Origin of the sequence: Curtobacterium caseinilyticum (genome assembly GCF_030363035.1) — a bacterium.
GTDB lineage: Bacteria > Actinomycetota > Actinomycetes > Actinomycetales > Microbacteriaceae > Curtobacterium > Curtobacterium caseinilyticum.
In genome coordinates, this window is record NZ_JAUCMN010000001.1 from 211663 (window position 1) to 227353 (window position 15691).

A 15691-nucleotide genomic window follows, 5' to 3' on the forward strand; every position below is an offset into this window, starting at 1 on the left:
CGCGTCACGACGCCGACTCCCCCGCGCCCGTGGCCGCCGGACCCTTCGGCGCTGCAGACCTCGGCGCTGCGGACCCCGGCGCTGTCTTCGTCGCGGAGCCCCTGCCCCCACGCTTCCGACGTGTGTCCTCCATGCGGCGCAGGACCGCGTCGGCAGCGGCACCGGGCGTCTCGTAGTGGACGAGGTGGCCGACCTCCGGCACCACGACCAGTTCGGCGTCGCGCAGCCGTGCCGCCAGCGCACGCTGCTCGGGCACGGCGGTGATGTCGTCGTGCTCCGCGGCGACCAGCAGGACGGGGACGTCGATGCGGTCCGCGTACTCCGACACGTCGTGGGTCACCGACGTGCGGAACGCCTCGAGCACGCTCGTGCGGTCCGCGAACGCCGAGAAGTACCGGTCGTGCTGGTCGTGCACCCAGCGGCGCAGCTCGCGGTCACGGGACTTGAGCATGGCCACGCTCATCGCCCGGACGATCGCACCGTTCCGGAGTAGACCGAGACCGAGGGGCCGCGGCAGCACCGCACCGGCGCGGTAGTACCCGATGGCGATGCCGGTGCCGATCGCCCGCGGCCCCTGCAACGCCGGCGCGGCGATCGGGTTCACGAGCACGAGGAGCCGCGTCGCGAGCCCGGCGGCGACCGTGGCAGCGGTCACGATCGACCCGAATGAGTGCCCGAGCACGACGGTGTCCCGCCCGAGCGCGAGTGCACGGTGGAAGCCCGTGAGCCAGCCGACGTACGCGTCGATGTCCGACACCGGGAGCGGGTCGGAGATGCCGAACCCGGGCAGGTCCGGCACGATCACGCGCACACCGCGCAGGTGCGCCGCGATGGTCTCGAGTCCGTGGTGGTCGCCGCGGAAGCCGTGCACGGCGAGCACGGTCTCCGTGGCGTCGTCCGGCCCGTAGACCCAGTAGTGCGTGGTCCGCCCGTCGGCCGTGACCGAACGGTGCACGACGGGCGTCGCCGCCACGAGCGACTGGTACGGGGAGATCACGGGCGGTTGCATCGCGGCCAGTCTACGAATCCGCGGCCCGGCGCGAGCGCCCCGCGCCAACCCGTGGACGACGCCGGGCGCGACGTGCTTCGTGGAGGAGGGCGTGCCTCCCGTCCGGCCGTCCCGCGCGGTCGTGACCGCAACCCGCGGACAGCAGCAGGAGCACGCGCCTACTGTGTCCTTGGTCGGGCCACGTCGGCGGCCCGCCGACGACGAGGAGCACGCTTGACGTTCACGGCCCCGATCCAGCTGCCCGGACTGACGCTGGACCCGCAGTGGTACAAGCGATCCGTCTTCTACGAGTGCATGATCCGCTCGTTCGTCGACTCGAACGGCGACGGCATCGGGGACATCCAGGGCGTCATCGGCAAGCTCGACTACCTGCAGTGGCTCGGCGTCGACGCGCTCTGGCTGCCGCCGTTCTTCCAGTCGCCGATGCGCGACGGCGGGTACGACATCTCCGACTACAAGGCGATCCTGCCCGAGTTCGGCACCCTCGACGACTTCCGTGAGCTCGTCACGAAGTCGCACGAACGCAACATGCGCATCGTGATCGACATGGTGATCAACCACACGTCGGACCAGCACGAGTGGTTCCAGCAGTCCCGCGAGGACCCGGACGGCCCCTACGGCGACTTCTACGTCTGGCGCGACACGGACGAGCACTACGAGAACATCCGCGTGATCTTCGTCGACACCGAGGAGTCCAACTGGACCTTCGACCCGGTCCGCCGGCAGTTCTTCTTCCACCGGTTCTTCTCGCACCAGCCCGACCTGAACTTCGAGAACCCGGCCGTGGTCGAGGCCGTGTACGACGTCGTGCGGCACTGGCTCGACCTCGGTGTCGACGGGCTGCGGCTCGACGCGATCCCGTACCTGTTCGAGTCGGAGGAGGGCAACGGCGAGGGCGAGCCGGAGACCCACGAGTTCATCAAGAAGCTCCGCGAGATGGTCGACGACGAGTACCCCGGTCGCGTCCTGCTCGCCGAGGCGAACCAGTGGCCGCGCGAGACCGCCGCCTTCTTCGGCACCGACGAGGAGCCCGAGTGCCACATGGCGTTCGACTTCCCGGTCATGCCGCGCATCTTCTACTCGCTGCGCGCCCAGCACGCCGCCGAGCTCAAGGCGATCCTGTCCGAGACCCTCGACGTGCCCGAGAAGGCCGCCTGGGGCGTCTTCCTCCGCAACCACGACGAGCTGACGCTCGAGATGGTGAGCGAGGAGTACCGGCAGGCCATGTACGGCTGGTACGGCTACGACCCACGGATGCGGTCGAACATCGGCATCCGCCGTCGACTCGCACCGCTGCTCGACAACTCCCGCGCGGAGCTCGAGCTCATCCACGCGCTGCTGTTCTCGTTGCCGGGGTCACCGTTCCTGTACTACGGCGACGAGATCGGGATGGGCGACAACATCTGGCTGCCGGACCGCGACTCGTCGCGCACGCCGATGCAGTGGACGCCGGACCGCAACGCGGGCTTCTCCACCGCCGACCCGGGCAAGCTGTACCTGCCCGTCGTGCAGTCGCTCGTCTACAACTACGCGCAGGTCAACGTCGAGGCGCAGCTCGCCCAGTCCCGCTCGCTGCTGCACTGGGTCCGCAACGTGATCCACGTCCGCAAGGCGCACCCGGTGTTCGGCATGGGGTCGCTGCACGTGCAGGACACGACGAACGACTCCGTGCTGGCGTTCGTGCGCTCGTGGGAGGGCTCCGGGCAGCAGTTCGGCCCGTCCGCCGAGGACGTGCTGTGCGTCTTCTCGTTCGCCACGAACCCGACGTCGGTCACGATCTCGGCGCCGGAGTTCGCGGGGCGACCGCTGTACGACCTGTTCGGCGGCGGCTCGTTCCCGTCCTTCGACGACGAGGGCAAGGTCACACTGACCATGGGCACGCAGTCGTTCTACTGGCTGCACGTCGGGGCGCCGGTCGGCGTCTGACGCGCCCGGGGCGCGCGGGGCTGCGACGCGTGCGTCGCCGCCCTGGGCGCGCGGCGCTGGGCGTCGCCGCTCCGCGCCTCGCCGCACCGCGCGGGGCTTCGCCGCGCCGGGCGTCGCCTCGCCGGGCGGTGCAGCGTCGCCGCGCTCCAGGTGGAGCAGGGGTCGTCGGGTGGCGGCGCGTGACCCGACAGGTGCTGCTCCATGGAGAGCGGCCTGGCTCCGCCGAGGTGCGCGCCGGACGGGAGGCGCGGCTCGCCCCCGGCAGGCGGGTCGCGTCGAGCGTGTCGTGGGGTCCCGTTAGCCTCGTGCCGTGACGTACTCCGCAACAGCGCTCGACACGCCCGCACCGACCTCCCCCGCGGTGCAGGACCTCAGCGGGCGTCCCTGGTGGCACGCCCTCGGCGTGTTCGACCTCGAGACGACCGGCGTCGACGTCGAGACCGCCCGGATCGTCACCGCCCACGTCGGGCTCATCGACATGACCGGCCGCTCCATCGTGGGCGGCGCCTGGGTCGCCGACCCGGGCATCGCCATCCCCGAGGGCGCCGCCGCCGTGCACGGCTACACCACCGAGCGCGCGCAGGCCGAGGGGCGACCCGCGGCCGAGGTCGTCGCCGAGATCGTCGCCGCGGTCGAGGCCGTGTTCGCCCGGGGCATCCCGCTCGTGATCTACAACGCGCCGTACGACCTGACCGTGCTCGACCGTGAGGCGAAGCGCCACGGCATCGCCTCGCCCGTCATCGGAAACGTGGTCGACCCGCTCGTGATGGACAAGGCGCTCGACACCTACCGGAAGGGGAAGCGCACGCTCGAGGCGGCGTCGGAGCTCTACGGCGTCACGCTGTCCGATGCGCACGACGCCGGAGCGGACGCGGTCGCTGCCGGGCGCGTCGCGCAGGCCATCGCGGCGAAGTACCCGGAGGAGCTCGGCGTCTCTGCCGAGGAGCTCCACCGGAAGCAGGTCGCCTGGTGCTCGGAGCAGGCGTCCTCGTTCCAGGAGTACATGCGCAAGCAGCGCGACCCGTCCTTCACCGCCGACGGACGCTGGCCCCACCGCAACAGCTGACGCCCGGGCGCGGGGCACACCCGGCGCCCTCTGGTGGCGCTCCGCCGCGCGCCCCGCTGCCGGCGCGCAGCGAGCGGCCGCGCTGCCGTGGGACACGACGAACCACGTTCCCGACGTCGAACCACGGCCCGCCCCTGGTTCGTCGTCGCAGCCGTGGTTCGACGCGTCCGACCGACCACGCGCCTCGCCGCCACGCGCCTCCCCGCCACGCACACCACGACCGCTGGCACCGCGACGGACCGCCTCCGCGCCTCCCGGCCGCCATACCGCGCGGGCAGCCACCGCGCCGGACCGCCGTGCGCCTCCCGTCCTCACGCGCAGAGCGACACCTCGCGCACCGCCGATGCCGGGAGGTGTCGCTGGGCGCGGGACCTCGGGCATCCGTCGGGCAGCCACGCGAACACGCCCCGCAACGTCGAACGGGCGGCCCTCCCGCAGGAGGACCGCCCGTTCCGAGCGCGTGGGCTGCTTACTTGCTGAAGCCCTTGAAGCGCTGGTTGAACTTCTCGACGCGACCGGCCGAGTCGAGGATGCGCTGCTTGCCCGTGTAGAACGGGTGCGACGCGGACGAGATCTCGACGTCGATGACCGGGTAGGTCGCACCGTCGAGCTCGATGGTCTTGTCGCTGGTCGCGGTCGAACGCGTCAGGAACGTCTCACCGGAAGCCAGGTCGCGGAAGACGATGGCGTTGTACTCGGGGTGGGTGTCGGTCTTCATGGAGATTCCTCGGTTGGAGATGGTGGGAGGTGCGCGGATGCCCGGTCCGGGAGGACCCGGACGAGCACCGCGCGGGAAGTCTGCGGCGTGCGCCAGCCGTCCACGTTACCAGACGACGGCACGGATCGGGAGCGTCAGGCCGCGCGTGCCGTGTACCGACCGGCGTCCTTCGACACGGTCAGCTCGACGCCGAACGCCTCGGACAGCGTCGCTGCCGTCAGCACGTCGTCGATGGGCCCTGCGGCCTGGATCGTCCCGTCGGCGAGCACCAGGGCGTGCGTGAAGCCCTCGGGGATCTCCTCGACGTGGTGCGTGACGATCACGATGGCCGGTGAGTCAGCACTCTGCGCGTAGCCACCGAGCGTCCGGACGAGGCTCTCGCGCGCACCGAGGTCGAGCGACGCCGCGGGCTCGTCCAGGAACAGGATCTCGGGGTCGGTCATCACCGCGCGCGCGATCTGCACCCGCTTCTGCTCGCCGTCGCTGAGCTCGCCGAAGGTGCGGTCGGTGAACGCGCCGAGGCCCCACTCGTCGAGGACGCGCTGGGCTCGGCGGACGTCGAGCTCCTCGTACTCCTCGTTCCAGCGCCCCGTCACCGAGTACGCGGCGGTGAGCACGACGTCGACGACCTTCTCGGTCACCGGGATCCGGCGGGCCAGGGCCGTCGACGCGAAGCCGATGCGCGGACGCAGCTCGAACAGGTCGGCGCCGCCCAGCTCCGTGCCGAGCACCTCGACGGTGCCCGAGGTCGGGAACGTCTGCGCTCCGGCGACCTGCAGCAGCGTGGTCTTGCCCGCGCCGTTGGCACCGAGCACCACCCAGCGTTCGTCGTCCTGCACCTCCCACGAGATCGTGTCGAGGATGGTGGCCCCGTTGCGGACCACGGAGACGTCTGACAAGCGCACGACCGAGGGCATGGCCCCAGCCTACGGCTTCCGGGCGAGCACCTCGTCGTAGACCTGCCGTGTCCGACGGGCGATCGCGTCCCAGGTGAACTCGCTCTCGACGCGCAGGCGTCCGGCGCGTCCCATGAGCTTGGCCAGCCCCTCGTCCGCCAGGACCTCCTCGAGGCCGGCGGCGAGGTCCGCGACGAAGCGATCGGGATCGTTCGGCGTGCCGGTGCCGTCCTGCGCCTGGTCGATCGGGACGATCCGCCCGGTCAGGCCGTCGGCCACGACCTCGGGGATGCCGCCGGTCCGGGTGCCCACCACGGGGATGCCGCACGCCATCGCCTCGAGGTTCACGATGCCGAGGGGCTCGTAGACCGAGGGGCACACGAAGACGGTGCCGGACGACAGCACGTTGACGATCTCCCGGTGGGACAGCATGCGGTCGATCCAGACCACGCCCTGGCGGGTCGCGCGGAGGGAGTCGACGAGGCCGGTGACCTCCGCCATGATCTCCGGCGTGTCCGGTGCCCCGGCGCAGAGCACGACCTGCACGTCCTCGGGCAGCGAGGCGACCGCGCGCAGCAGGTACGGCAGGCCCTTCTGCCGGGTGATGCGCCCGACGAACACCACCGAGCGACGGGTCGGGTCGATCCCGAGCGCCCGCACGGCGTCCTCGTCGACGGTGGGCTTCCACTCGTCGATGTCGATGCCGTTGTAGACGACGTGGACCTTCGCGGGGTCGATCGACGGGTACGAGCGGAGGATGTCGGCGCGCATGGCCTTCGACACCGCGATGACACCGTCGGCCTGCTCGAACGCCTCGCGCTCCATCCAGCTCGACAGGCGGTAGCCGCCACCGAGCTGCTCGGCCTTCCAGGGACGCAGCGGCTCGAGGCTGTGCGCCGTCACCACGTGCGGGATGCCGTGGGTGAGCTGCGCGATGCGTCCCGCGGCGTTCGCGTACCAGGTGTGCGAGTGCACGAGGTCCGCACCCTCGACGTCCGCGGCGATCGCGACGTCGGTGCCGAGCGCCTGGAGCGCACCGTTCGCGCCCTCGAGCCCGGCCGGGGTGCCGTAGGCGGTCACGCCCTCCTCGTCGCGGTGGCCGCCGAAGGCACGCACCTGCACGTCCGTGTCCGTCCCCGACCGCAGCGCAGCCGTGAGCTCGGCCACGTGGACACCCGCTCCGCCGTAGACCTCCGGCGGATACTCCCTGGTCAGTAGATCGACTCGCACGGACTCAACGTAACGGGTTCGCAGTCCGGACGCCTACTGTGAACCACATGGCACCAAAGAAGGTATTCGGCATCGTGCTCGCCGGAGGCGAGGGGAAGCGGCTCATGCCGCTCACGGCCGACCGCGCGAAGCCCGCAGTCCCGTTCGGCGGCAACTTCCGCCTCATCGACTTCGCGCTCTCCAACCTGGTGAACTCCGGGTTGCAGAAGATCGTCGTCCTGACGCAGTACAAGTCGCACAGCCTCGACCGTCACGTCGCCGAGACCTGGCGCATGGAGGGACTGCTCGGGTCGTACGTCGCGTCGGTGCCGGCGCAGCAACGACTCGGCAAGCGCTGGTTCGCGGGTTCCGCCGACGCGATCCTGCAGTCGCTCAACCTGCTCCGCGACGAGCGCCCGGACATCGTGGTCGTGGTCGGTGCCGACCACGTCTACCGCATGGACTTCCACCAGATGATCGAGGCCCACATCGCCTCCGGCCGCAGTGCCACGGTCGCGGCGATCCGGCAGCCGATCGGGCTCGCTGACCAGTTCGGCGTCATCCAGGTGGACGAGGACGACCCGACCAAGATCGACGCGTTCCTCGAGAAGCCGAAGGACGCCGTCGGCCTGGCCGACTCCCCCGGCGAGATCCTCGCATCGATGGGCAACTACGTCTTCGACGCCGACGCACTCGTCGACGCCGTGCTCCGCGACGGCCAGATCGAGTCGAGCAAGCACGACATGGGCGGCGACATCGTCCCGGACTTCGTGGCACGCGGTGACGCCGGCGTGTACGACCTGCAGCGCAACGACGTCCCCGGGTCCAACGAGCGCGACCGCTACTACTGGCGCGACGTGGGGACGATCGACTCGTTCTTCGACGCGCACATGGACCTCATCGCGCCGGTCCCGGTGTTCAACCTGTACAACCAGGACTGGCCGATCTTCAACCAGCAGACGAACCTGCCGCCCGCGAAGTTCGTCCGTGACGGCAACGGCAACACCGGTTCGACGGTGGACTCCATCGTCTCGCTGGGTTGCCTGCTGTCGGGCGCGCAGGTCGAGCGCAGCGTGATCGGCCCGTGGTGCGGCATCGACTCGGGTGCGAAGGTCCTCGACTCCATCGTCTTCGAGCGCGCGTCGATCGGCGCGGGTGCGGTCGTGAACCGCGCGATCCTCGACAAGGACGTCGTCATCGCGCCGGGCGCGCAGGTCGGCGTCGACCGCGAGACGGACGAGGCCCGCGGCTTCACGGTCACGGAGTCGGGCATCACGGTGGTGGGCAAGGGCGTGCGCGTCGAGGCCTAGCCGCGACACCCCACCGGCCTGGAGGCGCGGCTGACGTCACAGACGTCGGCCGCGCCTCCTGCTGTCGGTACCGTTGGTGCGTGCCCCGCTTCCTCGTCGTCCTCGATGCCGACTCCACGCTGCTCGAGGACGAGGTCATCGAACTGCTCGCCGACCACGCCGGGACCCGGCCACAGGTGCAGGCGGTGACGGAGCGCGCGATGCGCGGTGAGATCGACTTCGCCGAGAGCCTCCGGGAGCGTGTCGCGACCCTGGCGGGCCTCCAGGCCGACGTCTTCCGGCGCGCGCAGGGGGCGGTCCGCGTCACCCGCGGCGCTGCGGACCTGGTGCGCGGCGTGCACGCCGCGGGTGGGACCGTCGGCGTGGTGTCCGGCGGGTTCCACGAGGTCCTCGACCCGTTCGCCGAGCGACTCGGTCTCGACCACTGCCGTGCCAACCGGCTCGAGGTGGTCGACGGCACGCTCACCGGGCGGGTGCTCGGCGACGTCGTCGACGCGCACGCCAAGGCGACCGCGCTCCGGGAGTGGGCCGAGGCCGACGGGATCGACGCGTCGCGCACCGTGGCGGTCGGCGACGGCGCGAACGACCTCGAGATGATGCGCGTCGCGGCGCTCAGCGTCGCGTTCGACGCGAAGCCGAGGGTTCGCGAGCAGGCCGACGTCGCGGTCGTCGACCGTGACCTGTCCCCCGTGCTCGCCGCACTGGGCCTGCGCGGCTGACCCGGCGCGGCCTCGCGCGCACGTGGCGCCGCGCGTGCCCGAGGCTCGCGCTGAGCGACCGATCGCGGGCTGCCGGCCGCGAGACTCGTCGCCCAGCGCGAGTCTCGCCCGGCTCGGCCCCCGCTGGCGGACGCCGCGGGTCGGCGCGGGACGGCTCAGCTCGGTGTGGCTAGTGGCCCATCCCGAGGCCGCCGTCGACCGGGATCACGGCGCCGGAGACGTACCCGGCGCCGTCGCTCGCCAGGAACAGCGTCGCGTCGGCCACGTCGTCGACGGTGCCGTACCGCGCGGCCGGGATCTGCTTCTTGAACTCGGCCTGCAGCTCTTCCGGGAGCGCCGCGGTCATGTCGGTCTGGATGAAGCCGGGCGCGACGACGTTCGCCGTGATGCCGCGCGACCCGAGCTCGCGGGTGATCGAGCGTGCCATGCCGACGAGCGCGGCCTTCGAGGACGCGTAGTTCACCTGGCCGACCTGCCCGTAGGCGCCCACGACGCTCGACATCAGCACGATGCGGCCGAACTTCGCCTTCATCATGCCCTTCGTGGCGCGCTTGACGACCCGGAAGGTGCCGGTCAGGTTCGTGTCGATGACGCTCGTGAAGTCCTCCTCCGACATGCGGAGCAGGAGCTGGTCGTTCGTGATGCCGGCGTTCGCGACGAGGACCTCGATCGGCCCGAGCTCGGCCTCGACCTGCGTGAAGGCCGCGTCCACCGAGGCGGTGTCGGTGATGTCGGCGGCGACGGTCAGCGCACCCTCGGGGCCGCCCTGGCCGCTGCGGGACGTGACGGCGACCCGGTGTCCGGCTGCGACGAAGCGGGTGGCGAGGGCGTGGCCGATGCCGCGGTTGCCGCCGGTGATGAGGACGGTACGGGGGGTGGTCATGATCGCTCCGTTCGAGTGGTGGTGACGCGGCGCGCCGGGATCGGTGGACCAGCCGGACACGCCCGGACGAGCGTACCGGAGCCGATCCCGTCGGCTGTCCCCCGGGTGGCAGGCACACTGTCGGTGGTGCGGGCTTAGGCTTGGGTCCGGGCGAATGGAAGAACACCGTATGAAGTCGACGCAGCGCCGGATCCACGCGACGCACACCACGGGACACACGCAGAGCATCACGTCTCTGCCGGACTCCCCCGAGCTGGACCGTGCGCACCGCCTGTCCAAGTACGTGTGGCAGATGGCCGTCCGCGTGGTGTGCTTCATCGGCGCCGTGCTGGTCTGGACGACCTGGCACACCTGGCTCGCGGTGATCCCGATCGTGTTCGCGGCCGTCATCCCCTGGGTCGCGGTGATCCTCGCGAACGCCGGCAGCCGCGCCGAGAGCGACATCGTCACACCCGCCGGCGCCATCGAGCTCTACGACGCCGTGGACCCGCGGCTCCGCGAGCAGCAGGAGGACGCCAGGGCCCAGGCCTACCGCGCCGAGCAGGAGCGGCTGCGCGAGCAGGCCCAGCACGCGCAGGAGGAATGGCAGCGGAACGGCGACCGCTCCCGCGTCTGGTCCGCCAAGCCCCGGGCTCGCCGCTGATGGGGGCCACCTTCGACCTGTTCACCGAGCCCGGCTCGACGCCGGTCTGCTCCCGAGCCGGCTGCACGAACACGGCCGAGTGGCGGATCAACTGGCGGAACCCGCGCATCCACGCGACGGACCGCGTCAAGATCTGGGCCGCGTGCGAGGAGCACTGCGACTTCCTGGCCGACTACCTGCGGTCCCGCTCGTTCCCGGTCCGCGTGACCGGCATGCAGGAGGACGTCGACCACCTCGACGACGTCCGCGCGCGTGAGGACGCTCCGAAGAACGACGTCGGGGTGCGCTCCACCGGCACCGGACGATGACGGACGACTTCGACCCCACCGCTCGCTACGGCCGCAAGCACGCCGCCAAGCTCCAGCGCGAGGGCGCTGCTCGGTCCCGCGTCGACCACACGGCGGTGCTCGACCGCGACGCAGGCGACAGCCGCGACGCAGGTTACAGCCGCGACGCGAGCGACAGCCACGACGCCGGTGACACCGCGTCGCGCGAACCCTCCGTCGGCTGGGGCTTCGTCCGCAGTCGTCGGTGGCTCGGGTACTTCGCCATCGCGGTCGCCTTCGCGATCATCTGCACGCTGTTCGGCATGTGGCAGTGGGACCGCCGGAACGAGGCAGTCCGGCAGAACGAACAGATCGCCCGGAACTACGACCACACCCCGGTCCCCGTCGAGCAGGCGCTCCCGCGACCATCGAGTTGGAGCGACGACCAGCAGTGGCTCCGCGTCGAGGTCACCGGGCGCTACGACGTCGACGACCAGCTGCTCGTCCGCAACCGCGTGCACAACGGCCAGCCGGGCTTCGAGGTCCTCACCCCCCTCGTCACTGCCGACGGCCGCGCGTTCGTCGTCGACCGCGGCTGGGTCCCGACCGGTAACCGGCAGGACGCGCCCGACCACGTCCCCGCTCCGCCGAGCGGCGAGGTCACGGTGACCGCACGCCTGCAGGAGAGCGAACCGCGCATCCCGGGTCGGTCCGACCCGTCGCACACCGACCAGGTGCAGTCGGTCACCCTCACCGACGTCGCCGAGAAGGTCGGTACGCCGATCTGGACGGGCGCGTACGGACAGCTCGCCGCCGAGTCGCCGGCGCCCGCAGAGTCCCGGCCCCTCGGCTGGGACCGCCCCTCTGCCGACACCGGGCTGCACCTCAGCTACTTCATCCAGTGGTTCCTCTTCGCCGCCGGCGGCTTCGGGTTCCTGGCGTACGTGATGGTCCAGGAGTACCGGAACCTCAACCAGGACGACCCCGAGGAGCGGGAGCGCGCACTCGAACGGAAGCGCCGCAAGGACGCCAAGCCGAGGTCCGACGACGAGATCGAGGACGAGCTGCTGAACGCGGCTCGCTGACCGCTCTTCGCTGCTGACCGGTCGGGACACGGCGTCCGGTGACCCACTGGCGGACGGGAGGCGCGGGGCGGCCCCGCACCGCGCCTCCCGTCCGCCGCCCGGTCGCGTCGCACCGCGCACCTCGCGCCCGCAGGCCGTCGTCGCACCGGAACACCGTCGACGCAGCGAGACGCCGCCGGATCCGGCGGCGTCTCGCTGACGAGGGGGTGTGTCGGGTGGACGCCGGTGCCGAGCGGGGCCGGCACCGGACCGCTACGCGAGTTCGATGAGCTCGGCGTAGTCCTTGTTCCAGTGGTCCTCGGTGCCGTCCGGCAGCAGCAGGACCCGCTCGGGGTTGAGCGCCTCGACCGCGCCGGCGTCGTGCGACACCAGGACGACCGCGCCCTCGTAGCCGGCGAGGGCGCCGAGGATCTCCTCGCGCGATGCCGGGTCGAGGTTGTTCGTCGGCTCGTCGAGGAGCAGCACGTTCGCGCCCGAGACCACGATCATCGCCAGCGAGAGCCGGGTCTTCTCACCACCGGAGAGCACACCGGCCTTCTTGTAGCCGTCGTCGCCCGTGAAGAGGAACGAGCCGAGCACGCGGCGCGCCTCGGTCTCGGTCAGGTTCGGCGACGCCGACACCATGTTCTCGATGACGGTGCGGTTCACGTCGATGTTCTCGTGCTCCTGCGCGTAGTACCCGATCCGCAGACCGTGCCCGGGCAGGATCTCGCCGGTGTCCGGCTGGTCGGCGCCCGCGAGGATGCGGAGCAGCGTCGTCTTGCCGGCGCCGTTGAAGCCGAGGATGACGACCCGCGAGCCGCGGTCGATCGCCAGGTCGAGCCCGGCGAAGATCTCGAGCGACCCGTACGACTTCGAGAGTCCCTCCGCCATGAGCGGGGTCCGCCCACACGCAGCGGGCGTCGGGAACCGCAGCTTGGCGACTCGGTCGACGGCGCGCTCGTCCTCGAGCCCCGCCAGCAGCTTCTCGGCACGCGCGACCATCTGGTGCGCGGCGGCGGCCTTCGTGGCCTTGGCGCCGAACCGGGCGGCCTGGTCCTTGAGCGTCGCGGCCTTCTTCTCGGCGTTCGCGCGCTCCTTGCGGCGGCGCTCCTCGTCGGCGGCGCGCTGCCGCTGGTAGAGCTTCCACCCCATGTTGTAGACGTCGATGGTCTGCCGGTTGGCGTCGAGGTAGAAGACGCGGTTGACGACCTCGTCCACGAGCTCGACGTCGTGCGAGATGACGATGACGCCGCCCGGGTACGTCTTCAGGTGCTCGCGCAGCCAGATGATCGAGTCGGCGTCGAGGTGGTTCGTCGGCTCGTCGAGGATCATCGTCTCGGCGTCCGAGAACAGGATCCGCGCGAGCTCGATGCGACGGCGCTGACCACCGGAGAGCGTCTTGAGTGGCTGGTCGAGGATCCGGTCCGGCAGCTTGAGGTTCGATGCGATCGAGGCGGCCTCGGCCTCGGCCGCGTACCCGCCGAGCGCGTTGAACTGGTCGTCGAGCCTGCTGTACCGCCGCATCGCCTTCTCGGCCACGTCGGCGTCGTCGCTCGCCATGTCGAGCGTCGCCTGACGGATGCCCTCGACGAGCTCACCGAGCCCGCGGGCGTCGAGGATCCGCTTCCGTGCGGTGTCCTCGGGGTTCCCGGAGCGCGGGTCCTGCGGCAGGTAGCCGATCTCGCCGGACCGCTCGATCTTGCCGTCGGTCGGCTGCGACTCCCCCGCCAGCGCCTTCGTCATCGTGGTCTTGCCGGCGCCGTTGCGCCCGACGAGCCCGATCTTGTCACCCTTCTCGACACGGAAGGACACGTGCTCCATGAGGAGGCGAGCGCCTACGCGGATCTCGAGGTCGTGCACGGCAAGCACAGGAGGACGTCCAATCAGTTGGTGATGTGCACAACGACGTGTGCGGGAGGTGCACCGCTACGCTGACGGGACCGATGGTCCCGAACGGGACCAGCAGTCCATTCTAGGAGAATCCATGACGAACGCCACCGGGTTCGCTCGCCGCGCAGTCCTCGCCGACCGTCTTCGCACCTCGGGGCTCGCCACCGACGCTGCCCTGGTCGCCGGCGGCGCCCTGTTCACCGCCGCCATGGCGCAGGTCGAGGTCCCGATGTGGCCGGTGCCGATCACGGGCCAGACGCTGGCGGTCGTGCTCGTCGGTGCCACGCTCGGCGCCCGGCGCGGCATGCTCGCGCTGCTCGTCTACGCGGTCGCCGGTCTCGCCGGCGCGCCGTTCTTCGCCGACATGCAGGGTGGCCTGCAGGCCCTCGCGCTCCCGAGCTTCGGCTACGTGATCGGGTTCGTGCCCGCTGCCGGTCTGATCGGTTGGCTCGCCCGCCGCAACTGGGACCGCAAGGTCGGCCGCGCCACCGTGGCGATGCTCCTCGCGAGCGCGATCCCCTTCGTCACCGGCCTGCCGTACCTCGCCGTCGCCCTCGGCGCGCTCGGTCTGCCGAACGACCTGCAGTCGGTGCTCAGCGCGGGCCTCTACCCGTTCATCGTCGGGGGCGTCGCCAAGGCCCTCATCGCCGCGGGCGTCCTGCCCCTGGCCTGGAAGCTCGTCGGCCGCCGCTGACGCTTCCGTACACCGACGGGCCCCGCACCACCTCGGTGCGGGGCCCGTCGTCATGGGGGCTCGCGGTCTCGCGGGGACAGCGGCCGCACGACGCGCTGTGGGCGGTTCGCCGAGGACGCACGACACGCCGCGGGAACGCGTCGTGAGCAACTGATCGGGCGACCCCGGTAGCGCGCCCCGCGCGCGGCGCGCGGACAGACGGACGGGAGGCGCGGTGCCGGCCGGCACCGCGCCTCCCGTCCGTTGCGGTGGTGGCGTCTAGATCGAGAAGCCGAGCGCGCGCATCATCTCGCGCCCGTCGTCGGTGATCCGCTCCGGACCCCACGGCGGCATCCAGACCCAGTTGATGCGGAACGCGTCGACGATGCCGTCGAGCGCGTTCGCGGTGTCGCCCTCGATGACGTCCGTCAGCGGGCAGCCCGCGCTCGTCAGCGTCATGCTGATGACGAGCGCGTTCGCCTCGTCGTCCATCGCGAGGTCGTAGATCAGGCCGAGGTCGACGATGTTGACGCCGAGCTCCGGGTCCTGGACCTCCTTGAGGCCCTCGACGACCTCGTCGAACTTCTCCGGGGAGAGCGCGGTGATCATCAGTTGCCCGCCGCTGCGGCCTGCACGTAGCGGTCGTAGCCCTCGTTCTCGAGGCGCTCGGCGAGCTCGGGGCCGCCCTGCTCGGCGACCTTGCCCGCCACGAACACGTGCACGAAGTCCGGCTTGATGTAGCGGAGGATGCGCGTGTAGTGCGTGATCAGCAGCACGCCGAGGCCGGTCGCTGCCTTCGCGCGGTTGACGCCCTCGGAGACGATCTTCAGCGCGTCGACGTCGAGGCCGGAGTCGGTCTCGTCGAGCACGGCGAACTTCGGCTTGAGGAGCTCGAGCTGCATGATCTCGTGACGCTTCTTCTCGCCGCCGGAGAAGCCCTCGTTGACGTTGCGCTCGGCGAAGGCCGAGTCCATCTTGAGGTCGGCCATCGACTGACGGAGGTCCTTCACCCAGCTGCGGAGCGCCGGAGCCTCGCCGTCGATCGCCGTCTTGGCGGTGCGGAGGAAGTTCGACACCGTGACGCCGGGGATCTCGACCGGGTACTGCATCGCGAGGAACATGCCCGCGCGGGCGCGCTCGTCGACGCTCATCGCGAGCACGTCCTCGCCGTCGAGCGTGATCGAACCGCCGGTGACGTTGTACCGCGGGTGGCCGGCGATCGTGTACGCGAGGGTGGACTTGCCGGAGCCGTTCGGCCCCATGATCGCGTGGATCTCGCCCTCGTTGATGGTGAGGTCGACGCCCTTCAGGATCTCCTTGGTGCCCTGGTCGGTGTCGATCGAGACCTGCAGGTCGCGGATTTCGAGAGTGGACATTGCGTTCCTTCGGTTACAGCTGCTGTGCGGCGTCAGCCGC

16 protein-coding genes are annotated in these 15691 nt (G+C 71.0%); 8 read left to right on the top strand and 8 right to left on the bottom strand.

What is annotated here, in order from left to right; genetic code table 11:
* Window positions 1-4: 4 nt before the first annotated feature.
* Complete coding sequence (locus QUG93_RS01015) at window positions 5-1009, bottom strand: alpha/beta fold hydrolase (protein ID WP_289471769.1); 1005 nt, start codon at window positions 1007-1009, stop codon at window positions 5-7.
* A 213-nt stretch (window positions 1010-1222) separates the two neighbouring features.
* Between QUG93_RS01015 and treS the strand changes: the two genes are divergently transcribed.
* Both treS and QUG93_RS01025 read left to right on the top strand, forming a co-directional pair.
* The gene (gene treS, locus QUG93_RS01020) at window positions 1223-2935 is read left to right on the top strand and encodes a maltose alpha-D-glucosyltransferase (RefSeq protein ID WP_289471770.1); all 1713 of its coding nucleotides are present in this window, start codon (window positions 1223-1225) and stop codon (window positions 2933-2935) included.
* A 310-nt stretch (window positions 2936-3245) separates the two neighbouring features.
* Complete coding sequence (locus tag QUG93_RS01025; RefSeq protein ID WP_434533059.1) at window positions 3246-4001, top strand: exonuclease domain-containing protein; 756 nt, start codon at window positions 3246-3248, stop codon at window positions 3999-4001.
* A gap of 469 nt (window positions 4002-4470) precedes the next feature.
* Here the strand turns inward: QUG93_RS01025 and QUG93_RS01030 are convergent, their stop codons facing one another.
* From QUG93_RS01030 to glgA, 3 genes are all read right to left on the bottom strand, one after another.
* Window positions 4471-4719 carry a type B 50S ribosomal protein L31 gene (locus QUG93_RS01030; RefSeq protein ID WP_022905175.1) on the bottom strand — a complete coding sequence of 83 codons (249 nt, stop codon included), beginning with the start codon at window positions 4717-4719 and terminating at the stop codon, window positions 4471-4473.
* Between the two features lie 134 nt (window positions 4720-4853).
* On the bottom strand, window positions 4854-5636 hold the full coding sequence (locus QUG93_RS01035; RefSeq protein WP_289471771.1) for an ABC transporter ATP-binding protein: 783 nt from the start codon (window positions 5634-5636) through the stop codon (window positions 4854-4856).
* A gap of 9 nt (window positions 5637-5645) precedes the next feature.
* Complete coding sequence (glgA, locus tag QUG93_RS01040) at window positions 5646-6845, bottom strand: glycogen synthase (RefSeq protein ID WP_289471772.1); 1200 nt, start codon at window positions 6843-6845, stop codon at window positions 5646-5648.
* Between the two features lie 47 nt (window positions 6846-6892).
* On the opposite strand from glgA, the gene QUG93_RS01045 reads away from it, so the two are divergent.
* Window positions 6893-8134 (top strand): glucose-1-phosphate adenylyltransferase, encoded by a 1242-nt coding sequence (locus QUG93_RS01045; RefSeq protein ID WP_289471773.1) that lies wholly within the window; start codon window positions 6893-6895, stop codon window positions 8132-8134.
* Window positions 8135-8214: 80 nt separating this feature from the next.
* Window positions 8215-8853, top strand: coding sequence for a phosphoserine phosphatase SerB (gene serB / locus QUG93_RS01050; protein WP_289471774.1), 639 nt, complete (start codon window positions 8215-8217; stop codon window positions 8851-8853).
* Between the two features lie 169 nt (window positions 8854-9022).
* Here the strand turns inward: serB and fabG are convergent, their stop codons facing one another.
* Window positions 9023-9736: a 3-oxoacyl-ACP reductase FabG gene (fabG, locus tag QUG93_RS01055; protein ID WP_289471775.1), complete on the bottom strand. Its 714-nt coding sequence runs from the start codon at window positions 9734-9736 to the stop codon at window positions 9023-9025.
* Between the two features lie 154 nt (window positions 9737-9890).
* Between fabG and QUG93_RS01060 the strand changes: the two genes are divergently transcribed.
* The 3 genes from QUG93_RS01060 to QUG93_RS01070 are packed head-to-tail and all read left to right on the top strand — an operon-like array spanning window position 9891 to window position 11730.
* Window positions 9891-10379: a DUF3099 domain-containing protein gene (locus QUG93_RS01060; RefSeq protein WP_289471776.1), complete on the top strand. Its 489-nt coding sequence runs from the start codon at window positions 9891-9893 to the stop codon at window positions 10377-10379.
* Entirely contained in the window at window positions 10379-10687 is a 309-nt protein-coding gene (locus QUG93_RS01065; RefSeq protein ID WP_434533060.1) for a hypothetical protein, read from the top strand. Before QUG93_RS01060 ends, QUG93_RS01065 begins: the two co-directional genes overlap by 1 nt.
* Complete coding sequence (locus QUG93_RS01070; RefSeq protein ID WP_289471777.1) at window positions 10684-11730, top strand: SURF1 family cytochrome oxidase biogenesis protein; 1047 nt, start codon at window positions 10684-10686, stop codon at window positions 11728-11730. The genes QUG93_RS01065 and QUG93_RS01070 overlap by 4 nt, the downstream gene beginning before the upstream one ends.
* A gap of 252 nt (window positions 11731-11982) precedes the next feature.
* Here QUG93_RS01070 and QUG93_RS01075 read toward each other — a convergent pair whose 3' ends face one another.
* Window positions 11983-13581, bottom strand: a complete 1599-nt coding sequence (locus QUG93_RS01075; RefSeq protein WP_289471778.1) for an ABC-F family ATP-binding cassette domain-containing protein — start codon at window positions 13579-13581, stop codon at window positions 11983-11985.
* A gap of 115 nt (window positions 13582-13696) precedes the next feature.
* On the opposite strand from QUG93_RS01075, the gene QUG93_RS01080 reads away from it, so the two are divergent.
* Entirely contained in the window at window positions 13697-14296 is a 600-nt protein-coding gene (locus tag QUG93_RS01080; RefSeq protein WP_289471779.1) for a biotin transporter BioY, read from the top strand.
* A 258-nt stretch (window positions 14297-14554) separates the two neighbouring features.
* Here QUG93_RS01080 and QUG93_RS01085 read toward each other — a convergent pair whose 3' ends face one another.
* Both QUG93_RS01085 and sufC read right to left on the bottom strand, forming a co-directional pair.
* The gene (locus QUG93_RS01085) at window positions 14555-14884 is read right to left on the bottom strand and encodes a metal-sulfur cluster assembly factor (protein ID WP_022902786.1); all 330 of its coding nucleotides are present in this window, start codon (window positions 14882-14884) and stop codon (window positions 14555-14557) included.
* Window positions 14884-15651 carry a Fe-S cluster assembly ATPase SufC gene (gene sufC, locus QUG93_RS01090; protein WP_289471780.1) on the bottom strand — a complete coding sequence of 256 codons (768 nt, stop codon included), beginning with the start codon at window positions 15649-15651 and terminating at the stop codon, window positions 14884-14886. Before sufC ends, QUG93_RS01085 begins: the two co-directional genes overlap by 1 nt.
* Window positions 15652-15691 lie beyond the last annotated feature (40 nt).

Coding starts and splice junctions, on each gene's coding strand:
- QUG93_RS01015 (WP_289471769.1), bottom strand. CDS start 1,009: ATGCAACCGCCCGTGATCTCCCCGTACCAGTCGCTCGTGGCGGCGACG.
- QUG93_RS01030 (WP_022905175.1), bottom strand. CDS start 4,719: ATGAAGACCGACACCCACCCCGAGTACAACGCCATCGTCTTCCGCGAC.
- QUG93_RS01035 (WP_289471771.1), bottom strand. CDS start 5,636: ATGCCCTCGGTCGTGCGCTTGTCAGACGTCTCCGTGGTCCGCAACGGG.
- QUG93_RS01045 (WP_289471773.1), top strand. CDS start 6,893: ATGGCACCAAAGAAGGTATTCGGCATCGTGCTCGCCGGAGGCGAGGGG.
- fabG (WP_289471775.1), bottom strand. CDS start 9,736: ATGACCACCCCCCGTACCGTCCTCATCACCGGCGGCAACCGCGGCATC.
- QUG93_RS01060 (WP_289471776.1), top strand. CDS start 9,891: ATGGAAGAACACCGTATGAAGTCGACGCAGCGCCGGATCCACGCGACG.
- QUG93_RS01065 (WP_434533060.1), top strand. CDS start 10,379: ATGGGGGCCACCTTCGACCTGTTCACCGAGCCCGGCTCGACGCCGGTC.
- QUG93_RS01070 (WP_289471777.1), top strand. CDS start 10,684: ATGACGGACGACTTCGACCCCACCGCTCGCTACGGCCGCAAGCACGCC.
- QUG93_RS01080 (WP_289471779.1), top strand. CDS start 13,697: ATGACGAACGCCACCGGGTTCGCTCGCCGCGCAGTCCTCGCCGACCGT.
- QUG93_RS01085 (WP_022902786.1), bottom strand. CDS start 14,884: ATGATCACCGCGCTCTCCCCGGAGAAGTTCGACGAGGTCGTCGAGGGC.
- sufC (WP_289471780.1), bottom strand. CDS start 15,651: ATGTCCACTCTCGAAATCCGCGACCTGCAGGTCTCGATCGACACCGAC.